A 16,876-nucleotide genomic window follows, 5' to 3' on the forward strand; every position below is an offset into this window, starting at 1 on the left:
TTCTCTCTATTTCAATGTCGTGCCAGCTCTTAAGAGATGGACTTAATGTAAGGTTACCTGAGTGTCACTCATGGCGGTCACTTGATTCTTGAGCAGTTCTGCTGCTGGGTCATCAGGACACTGATCGATAAAATATTGATAATCACTCAATGCGATTTGATGACAATCAAGCTGCTGATAGATAAACCCACGATCGCGGATTTCGTATGGGTCATCAGGAACAAAAGTTAGCGCAAGATCGGTACACTTTAACGCCAAAGTATAGCGTTCCTCACGCAGCAGGGCACTTTTCAGTAACGCCAACCATCGACCAATGACAGTTGGATTGTCGGTTTCGAGCAAGTGCTTAGATTCAAGTTTAGCCAGAGGGCCTTTGTGGCCAATCAGCCAAGCTCCTAAGGTATGCTCTGAAACGTATTCGCCATTGAACGGGTTAATATAGAGTGCTTGCTCCCCATGCCACTCCAGTTTTACAAGGAACTGAGTAGGAAACGTTACTCCTACCAATGGAAAGCCTAATTTACGCGCAATATAGAGTAAAATAGCTCCTAAGCTAACCGGAATGCCTCTACGCGTTTCAAGAACTTTATCGACAAAGCCATTTTCTGAGTGGAAATAGCTCTCTCTATCACCTTGAAACCCCCACTCGTAATAGAAAAGACGCAGGAGGGCTTCAAAGCGGTGCTTATCGCTCGCTTCATGAACCAGCGCGAGTTCAGCCTCTTGCACCAACCGACTTAGCTCCGCTTCTGCCCAATGAACTTGGGTTTGAGGGTTGATTGCTTTGTTTAAAGCCAAAGCACCTTCCGCAAGCTCCAAGGCATCAAAATCTTCATCAAATAGCTCAAGCATATTGGTTGTCATCACCTCATCGACCAAAGATGTTATCCAAAGAACATTGGCGTCTTAGTTACAGCAACTTTTCCTGCCATAGCTAGCCAACCTAACGCACCAAAGAATGAAAATGTTCTTAACAACTTGTTTTTGCCTAACTTTAGGGCGAAGAAACCTAGCGCGATATAGGCTAAAACACAGGTAATCTTCTCCGTCAACCAAGGCGCGGTGGGAGTAAATGGCATAAAGCCTGTAATAAAGATCAAACCAATTCCTGATAGCAGCAAACAAGTGTCATTGATATGTGGAAAAACTTTAAAGAACTTTTTCTCTAACAGTTGAGAATTCGCCATCATCATGGCAAAGCGCACCGATAATAACGTGGCACTGATTGCGATAGTGAGCAGATGGAAATGTTTTAAACCTTCGTACATTGATTGTCTCTCTTACTTCAGTGGTGATATTGGCCGATGGTTACTCGATCATTGTCACCATAGTCCTTGTAGGTCGCCACTTGGTCGTAGCCAAGTGATAATAATAACTCTCTTACTGCCTCGCCTTGCTCAAAGCCATGCTCAAACATCAACCATCCATCATTGATAAGATAGGAGCGAGCCTGCGTTGCGATATATCTGATATCGGCTAGCCCCTTCTCGTCGGCAACTAATGCACTCAGTGGTTCGAAGCGCACATCTCCTTGAGTCAGGTGTGGATCTTCTTTCTCAATATAGGGAGGGTTGGAAACTATAAGAGCAAACTCTGTGCCATTCGAAATAGGCTCAAACCAACTTCCTGCCAAAAACTGTGTGTTGGTCAGATTCAATGAGCTCGCATTCGATTGCGCCAACTGCTGGGCGTCGGTTTTAAGATCAACCCCCCAAACTTGTCTATTGGGAAGTTCAGACGCTAAAGCCAAAGCTATTGCGCCAGTTCCTGTCCCTAAATCAAGAATATCACCTTGATTTAGAAGTGCTTTATCAAGGGCAATCTCGACTAAGCGTTCAGTATCAGGCCTTGGGATAAGCGTCGTCGGCGAGACTTTCAACGGCAACGACCAAAATTCACGTTCACCCGTGATATAGGCTATCGGCTCTCCGCTTAGTCTACGCTGCAATAAGCTTTGAAAGGCACTTAACTGCCCAGTTTCAAGAACTTTGTCAGGCCAAGTCAATAGAAAGGAGCGTGGTTTATCTAAGGCGTGGCAAAGAAGCACCGCGGCATCAAGAAAGGGCGAATCACTGCCACTCTCTTGAAGTTGCTGTACGGCCTTTTTTAGTGTGCTTTCAACACTGTAGTCAGCCGACATTGGTTTAGTTGTTCTCTGCTAGAGCAGCTAGCTGATCCGCTTGGTGCTCCTGAATAACAGGATCAATCAAGCTTGCTACCTCTCCTTCCATCACTTCGTTGAGGCGATAGATTGTCAGGTTAATACGGTGATCTGAAACACGGCCTTGAGGGTAGTTGTAAGTACGGATACGATCACTACGGTCACCAGAACCTAAAAGGTTGCGACGTGTGTCTGACTCTTCAGCCGCACGCTTTGCTTCTTCTGCTTGAATAATACGCGCAGCCAAAACTGCCATCGCTTTCGCTTTGTTTTTATGTTGTGAACGCTCATCCTGACACTCAACAACCGTACCCGTTGGTAAGTGGGTAATACGAATAGCAGAGTCAGTGGTGTTAACGTGCTGACCACCCGCGCCTGACGCGCGGAAAGTATCAATCTTAAGGTCTGCAGCTTTGATTTCTGGAATCTCCGCTTCTGGAATTTCTGCCATAACTGCTACCGTACAAGCTGAAGTATGGACGCGACCTTGAGATTCTGTCGCTGGTACACGTTGTACGCGGTGACCGCCTGACTCAAATTTCAATACGCCGTACGCACCGTCACCAGAAACTTTAGCAATCATCTCTTTATAACCACCGTGTTCCGATTCGTTCGAAGACATCACTTCAACGCGCCAACCTTTCTTTTCAGCAAACTTGCTGTACATACGGAATAGGTCACCAGCAAAAATACCCGCTTCATCACCACCCGCACCCGCGCGGATTTCTAGGAAACAGTTACGATCATCATTAGGATCTTTCGGCAGTAGCAAGATTTGTAGCTCATCGCTGAGACGCTCAATGGTCTCTTTCGCTTCACTGATTTCTTCCTGAGCCATTTCGCGCATTTCTTCATCGTCTTCTTTTGCCATCTCTTCAGCAGCAACCAAATCTTCTTGCGCTTGCTGGTAAGCTTGGAAACACTTAGTGACTTCCTCTAGCTGAGAATACTCTTTTGATAACGCGCGGAATTTATCTTGGTTACCGATCACATCAGGATCGCCAAGTAGATGTTGAACTTCTTCGTAACGCTCAACCAGGGTTTCTAGCTTAGTTAAAATAGAGGCTTTCATAGTTTTCTTTAACTCAGGGGTCTAATGAAGTCTGTCACTCTAAAACTAAGAGTTGTCCAGACCTAAACTTTGTCTAATAGTAGCAAGCCGTGCTGGCTCACCTTTCTCTGCAGCGCTTTGTAGTGCACGAGTCGGCGCATGAATTAATTTGTTGGTTAACTTATTACTAAGCTCGAGCAGAACCTTTTCTGCATCGGCTCCTGCTGCAAGAGACTGTAAACTTTTGCTAAGTAGCTCTTCGCGAATTTCATTGGCAGATTGACGGTACTCACGAATACTGTCAACGGCTTGTAATGAACGCATCCACGACATAAATGCCGCACTCTCTTCACTAACAATCGCTTCTGCTTGAATCGCTTCGATTTTTCTCTGCTCCATGTTGCTATCAACAATAGATTGCAGATCATCGACCGAATAAAGGTAGGCATCATTAAGCTCACCGACTTGCGATTCAATATCACGTGGAACGGCGATATCAACCAACAGCATGGGTTGGAAACGACGTGCTTTCAACGCTGTCTCAACCATACCTTTACCAATAATAGGTAATGGGCTGGCGGTGGAACTAATCACAATATCGGCTCGAGGCAAATGGTCAGGAATTTCGGGCAAACCAATAATCTCAGCGCCAAACTGTTCCGCCAAAGGAAGCGCACGCTCTTTAGTCCGGTTGGCAACAATCATTTTGCTACAACCATTTGCCGCGAGGTGTTTTGCTACCAACTCTATAGTTTCACCTGCGCCAACCAACAACACGGTTGATTTCTCAAGTGATTCGAAAATATGCTTCGCTAACGTACAGGCTGCATAGGCCACCGATACCGCATTACCGCCAATATCAGTCTCGGTACGAACTCGCTTAGCAACAGAGAAGGCTTTTTGAAACAGTTTCTCCATTGCCGAGTCTACGATCTTACTACCACGCGAATCAGAAAAGGCTTGTTTTACCTGGCCTAAGATTTGTGGCTCACCTAAGACCAAAGAATCTAAACCACAGGAAACTCGCATCAAGTGGCGAATTGCTGCCTGCTCCTCATGGATATAAAGGCTAGGTTTAAGATCTTCTGGGCTCACTTGGTGAAACTGAGACAACCAATCAATAATTTTGCTCTTACCACCACTTTTTACATCGCAATAGATTTCGGTGCGATTACAGGTAGAAACAATCACACTACCATTTACGATGGTGTTTTGGCCGAGCTGGTCTAAGGCTTCAGGTAACTTTTCCGGACCAAACGCGACTTTTTCACGAAGTTCGACGGAGGCCGTATTATGATTGATACCTATAGCAAGCAAAGACATGTATCGTGGGTTCTCTGAATCGGACAATGGACAAATAAGGTCGGAATTTTACTTGATGCCCCCGTTTATTGAAAGGGGAATAGGATATGTTTTCTTGAGTTCGTGATTTCAATGATATAGTGAAGGGATACTTTGGCTCAAACTGGGTAATTAATCAGCAATGGTGAAACAATTTCGATCTATTTTTCTCTTGCTCGTCGGTGCACTTTCTTTACACGGCTGTGCCACCATTGACAGCACAACCAACGTCGAGTGGCAGACCCATCAACAACGTTTAGCTACCATTCAAGATTACAAATCCAACGGTAAACTCGGCTATATCGCACCAGATCAAAGACAATCACTTAATTTCCAGTGGCACCACTCTTCAACATTGACTCAATTGCGAATGACTACTTTTCTCGGTCAAACTGCGCTTAACTTAAAAGCAACGCCCGATGGTGCAAGCGTGGAAACCTACGACGAGCAAACTTTCCAAGCTTCTACCCCTGAAACATTGATAAAACAGCTAACTGGCCTAAACATACCAGTAGAGCAGCTCAATGATTGGATGCTCGGTAGACCAACCCAAGCCGATTACTATGATTTGAACGAGACCAACACGCTAGCGTCTTTAACCAAACGAGTTGGCGATCAAGTTTGGCAGCTCAACTACACCAGCTACCAAGACGTGCTAATTGATGGTACTACCTTGCCGCTGCCCAAAAAAATGAAACTGACTCAGAGCGATATCTCAATTAACATTATTATTTCGAAGTGGAACATAAACTAATGATCACCGAGACCACTCACTGGCCTTCTCCAGCAAAGCTCAATTTATTTCTCTACATTACCGGGCGCCGTGACAATGGCTATCACGAACTGCAAACTTTGTTTCAGTTTCTCGACCATGGAGATGACCTCACAATTACAGCTAATGGCTCAGGTGACATTACACTCTCTCCACAGATTCCCGGTGTAGCGCTGCGAGATAATTTAATCTGGAAAGCAGCCACCGAATTGCAAAAAAAATCGGGATGCACGTTCGGCGCTCATATCGATCTTAACAAAGTACTCCCTATGGGTGGCGGAATTGGTGGTGGCTCATCCAATGCGGCAACGACGCTTGTTGCCCTCAATCATTTGTGGCAGACCAACCTATCTGAAGATGAATTAGCAAAGATCGGATTAAAATTAGGGGCAGATGTACCTGTGTTCACTCGAGGTTTTGCTGCCTTTGCTGAGGGAGTCGGTGAAGAGCTAACTCAAGCTGAGCCAGAAGAAAAATGGTATCTGATAGTAAGACCTAATGTCTCAATTGCCACTGTCGATATTTTCACCCACCCCAATTTGACTAGAAATACGCCAAAGCGAACTCTGGCAACCCTTCTTGACAGTGATTACGGAAACGATTGCGAAAAAATTGTTCGAATGCTGTACCAAGAGGTTGATAAGCAACTTTCATGGCTGCTACAATACGCGCCGTCGCGGTTGACCGGGACTGGATCATGCGTTTTTGCCGAATTTTCGAGCAAAAACCAAGCTGAAACTACCCTCGGGAAACTGCCAGACACTGTCTCCGCATTTGTCGCTAAAGGAAAGAATATTTCGCCTTTATACGAGACATTGGCTAAATATCGCTTAGCCCACACATAATCTATTTAAAAACTGGACGCAACCCTGAGGTTTCCACCGTGCCTGATATGAAGCTATTTGCTGGTAACGCTACACCTGAACTAGCCCAACGTATTGCTGATCGTCTATACATCTCTCTTGGTGATGCTACTGTTTCTCGTTTTTCTGATGGCGAAGTCGCTGTTCAAATCAACGAAAACGTACGTGGCAGTGATGTTTTCATCATCCAATCTACTTGTGCACCAACTAACGACAACCTAATGGAACTTGTAGTGATGATTGACGCAATGCGCCGCGCTTCAGCGGGCCGTATTACAGCAGTTATCCCTTACTTTGGTTACGCTCGTCAAGACCGTCGCGTACGTTCTGCTCGTGTGCCAATCACTGCGAAAGTTGTTGCAGATTTCCTTTCTAACGTTGGCGTTGACCGTGTTCTTACGATCGACCTTCACGCTGAACAAATCCAAGGCTTCTTCGATGTTCCTGTAGACAACATCTTCGGGACTCCAGTACTTCTTGAAGATATGCAAGCTCGTGGCCTAGAGAACCCAGTAGTGGTATCTCCAGACCTCGGCGGTGTTGTTCGTGCTCGTGCAACAGCGAAAGCTCTAGGTGACATCGACATCGCTATCGTAGACAAGCGTCGTCCACGTGCAAACGTTTCTGAAGTTATGAACCTAATCGGTGATGTTGAAGGTCGCGACTGCGTGATCGTTGATGACATGATTGATACGGGTGGTACGCTATGTAAAGCAGCAGAAGCACTAAAAGAGCGCGGTGCTAAGCGTGTGTTCGCTTACGCTACTCACGCAGTATTCTCAGGAAACGCTGCTCAGAATATCGGTAACTCTGTGCTAGACCAAGTTATCGTGACTGACTCAATTACGCTACCCAAAGAGATGGCAGCTACAGGCAAAGTTACTTGTCTAAGCCTATCTCGCATGCTGGCTGAAGCCATCCGCCGCATCAGCAACGAAGAGTCAATCTCTGCCATGTTCAACTAATCGCAACTGCGATTAACTTGATTTGAAAACACCCCTTCTGGGGTGTTTTTTTATTTGCCCTTATTGCTCATCTCGCCCGCGACGAGATTTGTATGCTATCATACGGCGCTTTTTGAGATTCCAAGAGAGATCCTAACCTTGAGTCAACAAATTAAACTTCTTGTCGGCCTTGCAAATCCAGGGCCTGAATACGCAAGAACTCGCCACAATGCGGGCGCCTGGGTAGTAGAAGAGCTTGCACGTATTCACAATGTAACATTGAAGAATGAAGCTAAATTCTTCGGATTTACCGGGCGTATAATGGTCAATGGACAGGATCTCCGTTTGCTTATTCCGACCACCTTTATGAATCTCTCAGGTAAATCGGTTGCTGCGTTAGCAAAGTTTTACCAAATAAAACCAGAAGAGATCATGGTTGCACACGATGAGCTAGATTTACCACCGGGTGTCGCTAAATTTAAGAAAGGCGGTGGCCATGGCGGCCACAATGGCCTTCGCGATACCATTAGTAAACTTGGCAATTGCAAAGATTTCTATCGCCTAAGGATCGGGATCGGTCACCCTGGGCACAAAGACAAAGTTGCCGGATTTGTTTTAGGCAAGGCTCCGGCAAAAGAACAAGAGCTTCTTGATGCAGCAGCAGATGAATCTGTTCGCTGTTTGGATATCCTAATTAAGGATGGCCTATCAAAGGCGCAAAATCGTTTACACACGTTCAAAGCTGAATAAGGTTACTATCATGGGTTTTAAATGTGGCATCGTTGGTCTACCAAACGTAGGTAAATCAACTCTGTTTAATGCACTCACTAAAGCAGGTATCGAAGCGGCTAACTTCCCGTTTTGTACTATCGAGCCAAATACAGGCGTAGTACCTGTACCCGATCTTCGTCTAGACGCACTAGCAAAGATCGTTAACCCACAGAAAGTGCTGCCAACAACGATGGAGTTCGTTGATATCGCGGGTCTAGTAGCTGGTGCATCTCGTGGTGAAGGTCTAGGTAACAAGTTCCTAGCCAACATCCGTGAAACTGATGCGATTGGTCACGTTGTACGTTGTTTTGAGAACGAAAACATTGTCCACGTTGCAGGTAAAGTATCACCAATCGAAGATATCGAAGTGATCAACCTCGAGCTAGCGATGGCTGACCTTGACTCTTGTGAGCGTGCAATTCAACGCAACGCAAAAAAAGCAAAAGGTGGCGATAAAGACGCTAAGTTCGAACTTGCTGTACTTGAAAAGCTACTTCCAGTACTGACTGAAGGCGGCATGGCGCGCACTGTAGAACTAGCAAAAGAAGAGCTAGCGGCAATCGGCTATCTAAACTTCCTAACGCTAAAACCAACCATGTACATTGCCAACGTTAACGAAGACGGCTTTGAAGACAACCCATACCTAGACGCAGTACGCGAGTACGCTGAAAAAGAGAATAATGTGGTTGTTCCAGTATGTGCAGCTATCGAGTCTGAGCTTTCAGAACTAGATGATGAAGATCGGGAAGAGTTCCTTGCTGATATGGGTATCGAAGAACCTGGTCTTAACCGTGTTATCCGTTCTGGCTACGAACTTCTAACTCTACACACTTACTTTACCGCCGGTGTGAAAGAAGTTCGCGCATGGACTATTCCTGTTGGTGCAACAGCACCACAGGCTGCTGGTAAGATCCACACTGATTTTGAAAAAGGCTTCATTCGTGCTGAAGTTGTTGGCTACGATGACTTTATCCAGTTTAACGGTGAAAGCGGTGCGAAAGATGCGGGTAAATGGCGCTTAGAAGGTAAAGATTACATCGTAAAAGATGGCGATGTAGTTCACTTCCGTTTCAACGTTTAATTTGTATCCAAGTCATTGACTTTAAAAGCCAGCTCTCTCGCTGGCTTTTTTATTGTTCTTTTACAAAGAAACCAGTTAACTCTTTAAACTGATGCCAATTTGTTATCAGTTTTCGATCATTAACACGCCTCTTTGTTTAAAAAGAAACCGAACGGTTGATTTATGAGGATTTATTCAAAAAAACTATTGACGGCTTTGCCTCAACTTCGCATAATGCGCGCCGTTCCCAACGATAAGGCAACGAATCGAAGAGAACAAAATATGGTATGGCTACGTAGCTCAGCTGGTTAGAGCACATCACTCATAATGATGGGGTCACAGGTTCGAATCCCGTCGTAGCCACCATTCCTAAACACTTTTCTTCTGAAAGTAGTTAGGAATTGATGCGGAAGTGGCGGAATTGGTAGACGCACCAGATTTAGGTTCTGGCGCCGCAAGGTGTGAGAGTTCAAGTCTCTCCTTCCGCACCATTATTGAAGTCTCTTTAGTTAGAGCACTGCAGGTCTATCGCCAAGCGGTAAGGCAGCGGCTTTTGATGCCGCCATTCCCTGGTTCGAATCCAGGTAGACCTGCCACTATTTATAGGCACAGTGGATAACAGCTTTTGATGCCTCGTCTATTGTCCCTAGTTCGGTTTAAAGTATTGGTTCAGTAGCGGTAAAGCATCATTTGATGCCCCATCTATTGTCCCTGGTTGACTCCTTGTAGTCAGCCATTATTTCCAGTGCGGGCCTAATTAAAAAAGGGCTTGTCACTAAGAGCTAGAGAGTTTATATTGTCTCGCTCACGAGTGGCTACGTAGCTCAGCTGGTTAGAGCACATCACTCATAATGATGGGGTCACAGGTTCGAATCCCGTCGTAGCCACCATTTACAATTTCATATGGCTTTTACCAATTAGCGATATGAATACAAAATTGATGCGGAAGTGGCGGAATTGGTAGACGCACCAGATTTAGGTTCTGGCGCCGCAAGGTGTGAGAGTTCAAGTCTCTCCTTCCGCACCATTATTGAAGTCTCTTTAGTTAGAGCACTGCAGGTCTATCGCCAAGCGGTAAGGCAGCGGCTTTTGATGCCGCCATTCCCTGGTTCGAATCCAGGTAGACCTGCCAAGGCAGCGGCTTTTGATGCCGCCATTCCCTGGTTCGAATCCAGGTAGACCTGCCATTACAACGTCTAGTTGATTCTCCAATTATCAGCTAAGACTAAAAACTTGATGCGGAAGTGGCGGAATTGGTAGACGCACCAGATTTAGGTTCTGGCGCCGCAAGGTGTGAGAGTTCAAGTCTCTCCTTCCGCACCATTATTCGAAGAAACCCAGCTATTTAGCTGGGTTTTCTTTTGTCTGGAATTTGTCACCATTCATGCTTAGCTCTGCAGATCAGCCATAATTTAATAATCGCTACTACCCATTGCTTTAGCTCTAATGCAATCGGGATAAATCGGTGTAGAGAAAACTGGGCAGGAATAATCGCTTACAGCAAGCCTTACTGTTGACTTGAAGACATAAAAAATCCAGCCGAAACTGGATTTTAGTTAAGTCATGACTTTTGGTTTGCTAAGAAATTAACTCTTTAGCCTAAAAGCCCCAACGCTGAGTTGGGCGCTTGCTTTGCTTGTGCAAGAACAGAACTTGATGCTTGCGATAGGATCTGTGACTTAGTAAGAGCCGTTGTCTCTTTAGCAAAGTCAGTGTCCTTGATGCGGCTCTTAGACGCATTCACGTTTTCGTTGATGTTGTCTAAGTTGTTTATCGCATGGTTAAAGCGGTTCTGGAATGCACCTAACTCGGCACGGTGACTATCAACAAACTTGAGTGCTGAGTCCACAATTGCAACCGCTTGCTGCGAACCACCTACAGTCGTAACATCCATAGTGTCGACTGTTACGGATTGTGCTGCACCGATACTAAGTTCACCAGCAAGAGCGCCACCAAAAGTCGCTACACCTTCAACACGGTTGTTGTCTGTGAACAGTTGAAGCTTACCATCTTCGTCTACAGACGCAGTTACCAGATCCGTTTGACCGTTGATATAAGTTGCTAGCTCTTCGATATCATCGCCTTCTTTGGCATTAATAGTAACGTTTTGAGCTTGACCAAACTTATCGGTGAGAGCGATGGTCAAATCATTCGCACCAGCTTGTACACCCCAGTCCTTATCTTGACCGTTGGCAGCAACATAGCTATTACCACCCATCAAAGCGTTGTCACTTCGCATATTGTTCATGGTTAGCATAACCGCTTCACCATTGTCCGAACCAATCTGGAAAGACTTAGTAGCAAAAGTACCATTGAGTAGCTTATTACCACCAAATGATGTTGTTTCTGCAATACGGTTTAGCTCATCATTCAGCGCCGTTACTTCTTCTTGAATCGCAACTCGTTCAGACTTAGAGTTTGAACCGTTGGCAGATTGAAGGGACAAGTCACGCATACGTTGCAAGATGTTAGTCGTTTCGTTCATCGCACCTTCAGCAGTCTGTGCCATCGAAATACCATCATTTGCGTTTCGTACTGCGACATCTAAGCCACGACTTTGCACGTTCAAACGGTTGGAGATCTGTAGTCCCGCCGCGTCATCTTTCGCGCTGTTAATCTTAAAGCCAGATGAAAGTCTTTCCATCGACGTTTCTTGGGCAGTAGTCGCACTGTTTAAATAACGCTGTGCTGTCATCGCCGAAACGTTTGTATTTACATTAACCGCCATAGTGGTTTCTCCTATTGATTTCCGTACACCGGAGGTAAAGGGTTTCCGACGTCTCGGCAAACCAATTAGTTCTCTCAAAGTAACCTTATTAACGACGCCAATTTGATTATCTTTAGAGCTAATTAGCCATTTATTTTAAAAATCTAACGATTAGAAAGAGATATTGACACAGGCAACATATATGAAATCAATTGCTAAAGCTTTAGCTTTTTTGGCCGATATAGCGCGATTTTTGATGAGGTTTAAAAATTGAGAGAGAGTGCCATTTTCTTTAGGCAAAAGAAAAGCCCCTTTTCCTTTGAGAGAACCGGGGCTATTTGGTAGCCAATGCCAATATGGAGATCGAGAGAAATGATCACAGCCTGGCCGCCGTGTTACATAAGTGACTCCAGAAATGGAGCAGGTGAGAGAGAGAACTCCATAACCTGATCACCTATGTTTGCCGTCAAAACTACACTGACCCTACGTCTAGGTTAACGCCAGTGATAAGCTTGACCACTACTGCAATAGTGATATCGCAGAGTTAGGCAACTGTTTTGCTTGAGCAAGTATCGAAGTACCTGCTTGTTGCAGAATTTGTGCTTTAGTCATCTGTGTTGTCTCTTTCGCGAAATCTGTATCACGGATTCGACTATTCGATGCTTCAACGTTTTCTTGAATATTTGCAAGGTTATTAATGCTGTGACTTAGACGGTTCTGTTTTGCACCTAAGTCAGCACGCTGTGAGTCAACATACTTAAGAGCCGCATCAATAATGCCTACAGAGTTTTGTGCGCCACCTACTGAGCGAACATCAATGTTCTGCACTGTGGTCTGAACACCTGGTCCACCATTTAGTCCAAGTTCTCCAGCTAGGCCCCCTGAAATATTCAAGTTACCTTGTAGGTTTGGTTCAGCGGCAAAGATTTGCAGTCTGCCATCTTGGTCTACTGAGGCATTTAGCTTGTCGGTTTGGCCATTGATGTAAGTCGCTAACTCCTCGATATCGTCACCTGCTTTGGCAATAACATCTAACGTGATCGCTTCACCATCTTTGGTTGTGAACTCAAACTTCAGATCTTTGGCTGCCGCCGGAACACCCCATTCTTTATCTTTTGCCTTTTCAAGGTCAGAGATAAATGATTGACCGCCCATGCGAAAATCGTCAGCACGGATACTGGTCAAGCCCATGATGATTGCCTCACCAGAACTCGCGCCGATTTGGAAAGAGGCTTCACCAAATGATCCGTTCAGTAGTTTTCGACCACCAAATGATGTGGTTTCAGCGATTCGGTTTAGCTCATCTTGCAGAGCCGATACTTCTTCATGCAACGCTTGGCGCTCAGACGCAGAGTTCGTACCGTTAGCCGATTGCAGTGACAAGTCACGAATACGTTGAAGAATCGAAGTCGACTCATTCATCGCACCTTCCGCTGTTTGGGCGATGGAGATGCCGTCATTCGCGTTGCGCATTGCGACATCTAAACCACGAGACTGAGCCGTTAAGCGGTTCGAAATTTGTAGGCCTGCCGCATCATCTTTAGCGCTGTTAATTCTTTGACCTGAAGATAGACGTTCCATGGAGGTATTTAACTCTCCAGTCGCCTTATTCAAGTAACGCTGAGCGGTCATCGCCGACACGTTAGTATTTACAGTAATGGTCATAGTTTGCTCTCCTATTGAGTTCGCAAGTGCTTGCGAAGCGGCCAGCTTAGTCTCATTGGGAAGCACTGACCGTAAATGACTTGCTAAGTAGGTCTACTGCCTACTTAAAACTAATTTGTTTAACTCTGCACTAAACAATTCAAGTTGTATGCCAATATTCTAAAAGTTAACCAATAAAATATTTTTTCTTTATTTATTAGCCACTTAAAAGGTGAGCTTGTTATTTGCTCGCATTGAGTAAATTTCACTCATCTAAAACGGCAAACTGATTGCCGCTCTTTTGCCACTCGATTGCCACTGCATTTATCAGTCGCACTATCTTTCTGGCACATCTATCTCGCTCTTATGGCATTGCACATAAGGCATTGAGCTTAGATGTAGTTAAATAGGGTTAGATCTTTGGTTTTACCAAATGCCTGTTGTGACGCCTGCAGCGCGCGTGAGTTCTCATTGAATTCAATGATCGCTTCTGCGTAATCAAGATCTTCAAAATTGCTCTTAGACTTAGCCAAGGTCATTTTGAAGTCATCATGCTGTTCTTCTTGAATATCTAATGTACTCAAGCGTGCGCCTACATCTGTACGCGCTTTGTTCAAATGAATAAATGCAGAATGGAACTCTTGGACAATCTGATGTAATTGCGCAGTATTAGACGTATCTGACACTGATCCCCGAGACAGAGCCATCGCATTTTGGAAGGTTTCAAAAATACTGTATGCTTTTTTAGGCTCAAGGGTGATCTCATCACCTTTCGTAATCTGCCCTTTAACCTGAATAGAAACATCTTCGAACTTGATGCCAACCGCTGGATCAAAGGTATCCGCTTTTACTATTGAGCCATCACGTTCTAACTGATAGCCATATTTGCCATCAGGCATATCCACGAACGTCACCTTATAAGTGGAGCTGTCGTCAGGATTGATATTTATGGCACGCTCCAGCAATAGCTCAGACGTTTCGTTAAGATTGTACTTAGGTTCAAAATCACCAAAGGGATTGTCGATCTCCATAAATAGCTTGCTGCCAGGGTCATTGATTGGCATCTCTAAGCTATTAGAGATCTTCATTTTGCGCTGATAGTCATCGCCTGCGTATACCACATCCCCATCTTTATCACGGAAGAAAGGCTGATTTTTAGGCTTAGTACCAGCAAAAATGTAGTTGCCCGATTCATCCTGAACGTTAACTAGGTTCAGAAAGTTGTTGGCTATTTCCTGCATTTCTCGACGCTTAGCCAAACGGTCTTCTGGAGACAACGAGCCATTGATCATTTCCATTACCGTTCGTTTTGCTTCATCAGCATACTCTTCGGCATTCGAGATAATCACCTCATGGTGCTCTAGACGGTTACGGGAAAGCGTAATCGCATCGGTGAACTGGCGTAGTTGCTCTTTTTGCTGGCCAATATTCTGTATGTAGTGTGTTGCTAACGGGTCATCACTCGCTTTCATCAGCTTCTTGCCAGAGGCTAGCTGAGCTTGATTGTGATGGACTTTTGCTTCCGAACGGCGCAAATCATTCTGCACTGATTGATAGTTATGGAAGCTAGAAATACGATTCATCATTTACGCCTCCTTATCTCAACGCAAGAATGGTGTTAAAGGTATCGTTAGCCGCCTGCATAATTCGAGACGAGGCCATATATGCTTGTTGGAACTTCATCATGTTGGCCGCTTCTTCATCCAAGTTCACACCGGCAATTGATGCCACTCTTTCTTGAGCGGCTTCTTTCTCTAAACGAGAAACATCGGTTAGGCGTGAAGCGGTGGACATTTGCAAGCCAACATCTGTATTCAAGTTGTGGTAAATATCCAAAATAGTCGACTCACCATCATTCAGCTTTTTGTCGGTCTGGATATTTTGCATTTTGAGCAAGTTGCCGTTGTCCCCTTCTGAAGGGACAAGGTTTGCCGTAAACTTATCATTGGGCAAAGCGCCACCGCTGAGTTCAAACGATGTTCCCTGAACCGTCACTGGGCCTGTTGGTGGATATGTTTGAGGCTGAAGTAAAATTTTGCCATCTGTATCAGTAACGGCAAATTGTTGTCCGTCAGGAGAGATAATCACTTCAAACTCACGCAGACTACCCGCTTGCGCAATACTGAACTCAGCACTGCCCTGAGCAAATGTGGTGGAAGCTTCATAACTTTGTGCAGCAATATCGCTCGGATCATTGGTTGCCATCTGCATCTGAGCAGCACCATTGCGAGTTGGACGAATGAGCACCCTCTCCCCAGCCTCTAAACCGTTACGAATATCAATACGCAAACCGTCTAACGCTATCGAATTATCAACCACTGGAACAATAAACTGCTCACCAGATGGACGAGTGACGTAGTAATCTCCGCCGACGTATTGCAGTGAATACTGACCACCGACTAGCTGATTGGTATTGTCGATATATACTGCCAAATCTGCTTTTGAATTGGAGGAAGTCACAACACGAGATTCCGCTACAAAATCAGAGTTCACATCGGTAAACATTAAGCCACCAATATTGCCCCTGAGATCCAGACCTTGAGACTGCAAACTGTTAACTTCATAAGAGAAAGAAGTCGCTAATTTACCAAGCTCATCCATCAACTGGGGAATCTTCTCATCGCGCATTGTCAGCATCGCACCTATCTTGCCATCAATATCTTTGGTGGTGATTGCTTTGATCCCTTTACCTTCAATCATGGCAAGGCGACGCTGATGTACATCTGGATAGCCATCAATCATTTTAAGCTCACTAGCTTCAGTGCCTGAAACCAATGTATGACCATTACCAATATGAACGTTGAAGCCCTCTGCATTCTTACGCGGTGTTACCGTAACTTTTGTATATTCAGATAGCTCAGCGATAAGCTTTTCATGGGTGTCCATCAGGTCATTGTGCGGACCAGGGGTACGCATCATTAGGCGGTGAAGATCTCTTATTTCTAAAGCAAGTTGGTTGACGCGCTCAATACCTAGATCCAGTTTTTTGTTGGTTACATCAGATTGACGACGCACTGTCTCATGAAAGTCATTTAGGTTCTGAGTGATTAAGTTAGCTTTCTCAAGCACAACTTTTCGCGCGCCGACATCATTAGGGCTATCAGCTAAGGACTTAACTGCGTCGAACCACTCATTGAGATTTTCTGGAATCTTTTTAGAAGCGACGGAAGACAGCATGTTGGACAGCATTTCCAAGTTGGCTTCATCATCGACTTTATGAGCATAGTTGGTAGTGGAAACGTTAAGCTCATTAACGGCAAACTGATCCCAAGAGCGGCGAACTTTTTCCACATGAACGCCCATACCATAGGTTTCCCCGCCATATTGGCGCGGCATATTTGTGCCTTGTATCACCGACTGACGGCTATAACCCTCTGTATTTACATTAGAGATGTTATGACCGGTGGTGTTTAATTGTCTCTGAGCTGTGAGAACGCTTTGCGAACCAAGATTCAGAAGATCAGACGACATATTGCCCCCAAGAAACCTTTTAAAATCAGTGTTAACTGAACATCTAGGTTAGAACTTGCAATATGTGTGCCAAGTGCGGGATGCGGGATGC

Annotated in this window: 14 protein-coding genes and 7 tRNA genes; 12 read left to right on the top strand and 9 right to left on the bottom strand. The window is 45.0% G+C overall.

Annotation, left to right across the window (positions count from 1 at the left end):
• Positions 1–42: 42 nt before the first annotated feature.
• The 5 genes from APB76_RS12855 to hemA are packed head-to-tail and all read right to left on the bottom strand — an operon-like array spanning position 43 to position 4,535.
• Positions 43–852, bottom strand: coding sequence for a SirB1 family protein (locus tag APB76_RS12855; RefSeq protein ID WP_054961677.1), 810 nt, complete (start codon positions 850–852; stop codon positions 43–45).
• Between the two features lie 32 nt (positions 853–884).
• Positions 885–1,268 carry a SirB2 family protein gene (locus APB76_RS12860; protein ID WP_054961458.1) on the bottom strand — a complete coding sequence of 128 codons (384 nt, stop codon included), beginning with the start codon at positions 1,266–1,268 and terminating at the stop codon, positions 885–887.
• 17 nt (positions 1,269–1,285) lie between these two features.
• Positions 1,286–2,140 carry a peptide chain release factor N(5)-glutamine methyltransferase gene (gene prmC, locus APB76_RS12865; protein ID WP_054961457.1) on the bottom strand — a complete coding sequence of 285 codons (855 nt, stop codon included), beginning with the start codon at positions 2,138–2,140 and terminating at the stop codon, positions 1,286–1,288.
• Positions 2,141–2,144: 4 nt separating this feature from the next.
• Positions 2,145–3,233, bottom strand: coding sequence for a peptide chain release factor 1 (gene prfA, locus APB76_RS12870; protein WP_054961456.1), 1,089 nt, complete (start codon positions 3,231–3,233; stop codon positions 2,145–2,147).
• A 45-nt stretch (positions 3,234–3,278) separates the two neighbouring features.
• A complete protein-coding gene (gene hemA / locus APB76_RS12875; RefSeq protein ID WP_049843462.1) occupies positions 3,279–4,535 on the bottom strand; it encodes a glutamyl-tRNA reductase in 1,257 nt (418 codons plus the stop codon).
• Positions 4,536–4,695: 160 nt separating this feature from the next.
• Between hemA and lolB the strand changes: the two genes are divergently transcribed.
• The 12 genes from lolB (at position 4,696) to APB76_RS12940 (ending at position 10,286) form a co-directional block, all read left to right on the top strand.
• Positions 4,696–5,307 (top strand): lipoprotein insertase outer membrane protein LolB, encoded by a 612-nt coding sequence (lolB, locus tag APB76_RS12880; protein WP_054961455.1) that lies wholly within the window; start codon positions 4,696–4,698, stop codon positions 5,305–5,307.
• A complete protein-coding gene (ispE, locus tag APB76_RS12885) occupies positions 5,307–6,170 on the top strand; it encodes a 4-(cytidine 5'-diphospho)-2-C-methyl-D-erythritol kinase (protein ID WP_054961454.1) in 864 nt (287 codons plus the stop codon). The genes lolB and ispE overlap by 1 nt, the downstream gene beginning before the upstream one ends.
• 38 nt (positions 6,171–6,208) lie before the next feature.
• On the top strand, positions 6,209–7,153 hold the full coding sequence (locus APB76_RS12890; protein ID WP_049843459.1) for a ribose-phosphate pyrophosphokinase: 945 nt from the start codon (positions 6,209–6,211) through the stop codon (positions 7,151–7,153).
• Between the two features lie 138 nt (positions 7,154–7,291).
• On the top strand, positions 7,292–7,882 hold the full coding sequence (gene pth, locus APB76_RS12895; RefSeq protein WP_054961453.1) for an aminoacyl-tRNA hydrolase: 591 nt from the start codon (positions 7,292–7,294) through the stop codon (positions 7,880–7,882).
• A gap of 10 nt (positions 7,883–7,892) precedes the next feature.
• Positions 7,893–8,984, top strand: a complete 1,092-nt coding sequence (gene ychF, locus APB76_RS12900) for a redox-regulated ATPase YchF (RefSeq protein ID WP_049843457.1) — start codon at positions 7,893–7,895, stop codon at positions 8,982–8,984.
• A 268-nt stretch (positions 8,985–9,252) separates the two neighbouring features.
• Positions 9,253–9,329 (top strand) — tRNA-Met (locus APB76_RS12905).
• A 40-nt stretch (positions 9,330–9,369) separates the two neighbouring features.
• Positions 9,370–9,454 (top strand) — tRNA-Leu (locus APB76_RS12910).
• A 30-nt stretch (positions 9,455–9,484) separates the two neighbouring features.
• Positions 9,485–9,559 (top strand) — tRNA-Gln (locus APB76_RS12915).
• 217 nt (positions 9,560–9,776) lie between these two features.
• Positions 9,777–9,853 (top strand) — tRNA-Met (locus APB76_RS12920).
• 52 nt (positions 9,854–9,905) lie between these two features.
• Positions 9,906–9,990, top strand: a tRNA-Leu gene (locus APB76_RS12925).
• Between the two features lie 30 nt (positions 9,991–10,020).
• Positions 10,021–10,095: transfer RNA gene (locus APB76_RS12930), tRNA-Gln, on the top strand.
• Positions 10,096–10,201: 106 nt separating this feature from the next.
• A tRNA-Leu gene (locus APB76_RS12940) sits at positions 10,202–10,286 on the top strand.
• A gap of 271 nt (positions 10,287–10,557) precedes the next feature.
• Here the strand turns inward: APB76_RS12940 and APB76_RS12945 are convergent.
• The 4 genes from APB76_RS12945 to flgK all read right to left on the bottom strand — a co-directional run bounded on the left by APB76_RS12945 (position 10,558) and on the right by flgK (position 16,785).
• Positions 10,558–11,691, bottom strand: a complete 1,134-nt coding sequence (locus APB76_RS12945; RefSeq protein WP_049845491.1) for a flagellin — start codon at positions 11,689–11,691, stop codon at positions 10,558–10,560.
• 498 nt (positions 11,692–12,189) lie between these two features.
• Entirely contained in the window at positions 12,190–13,335 is a 1,146-nt protein-coding gene (locus tag APB76_RS12950) for a flagellin (RefSeq protein ID WP_054963285.1), read from the bottom strand.
• 371 nt (positions 13,336–13,706) lie between these two features.
• On the bottom strand, positions 13,707–14,900 hold the full coding sequence (gene flgL, locus APB76_RS12955) for a flagellar hook-associated protein FlgL (RefSeq protein WP_049845489.1): 1,194 nt from the start codon (positions 14,898–14,900) through the stop codon (positions 13,707–13,709).
• Between the two features lie 10 nt (positions 14,901–14,910).
• Positions 14,911–16,785: a flagellar hook-associated protein FlgK gene (flgK, locus tag APB76_RS12960; RefSeq protein ID WP_054963284.1), complete on the bottom strand. Its 1,875-nt coding sequence runs from the start codon at positions 16,783–16,785 to the stop codon at positions 14,911–14,913.
• Between the last annotated feature and the right edge of the window lie 91 nt (positions 16,786–16,876).

The organism is Vibrio bivalvicida, assembly GCF_001399455.2.
In the GTDB taxonomy this organism is placed as follows: Bacteria; Pseudomonadota; Gammaproteobacteria; order Enterobacterales; family Vibrionaceae; genus Vibrio; species Vibrio bivalvicida.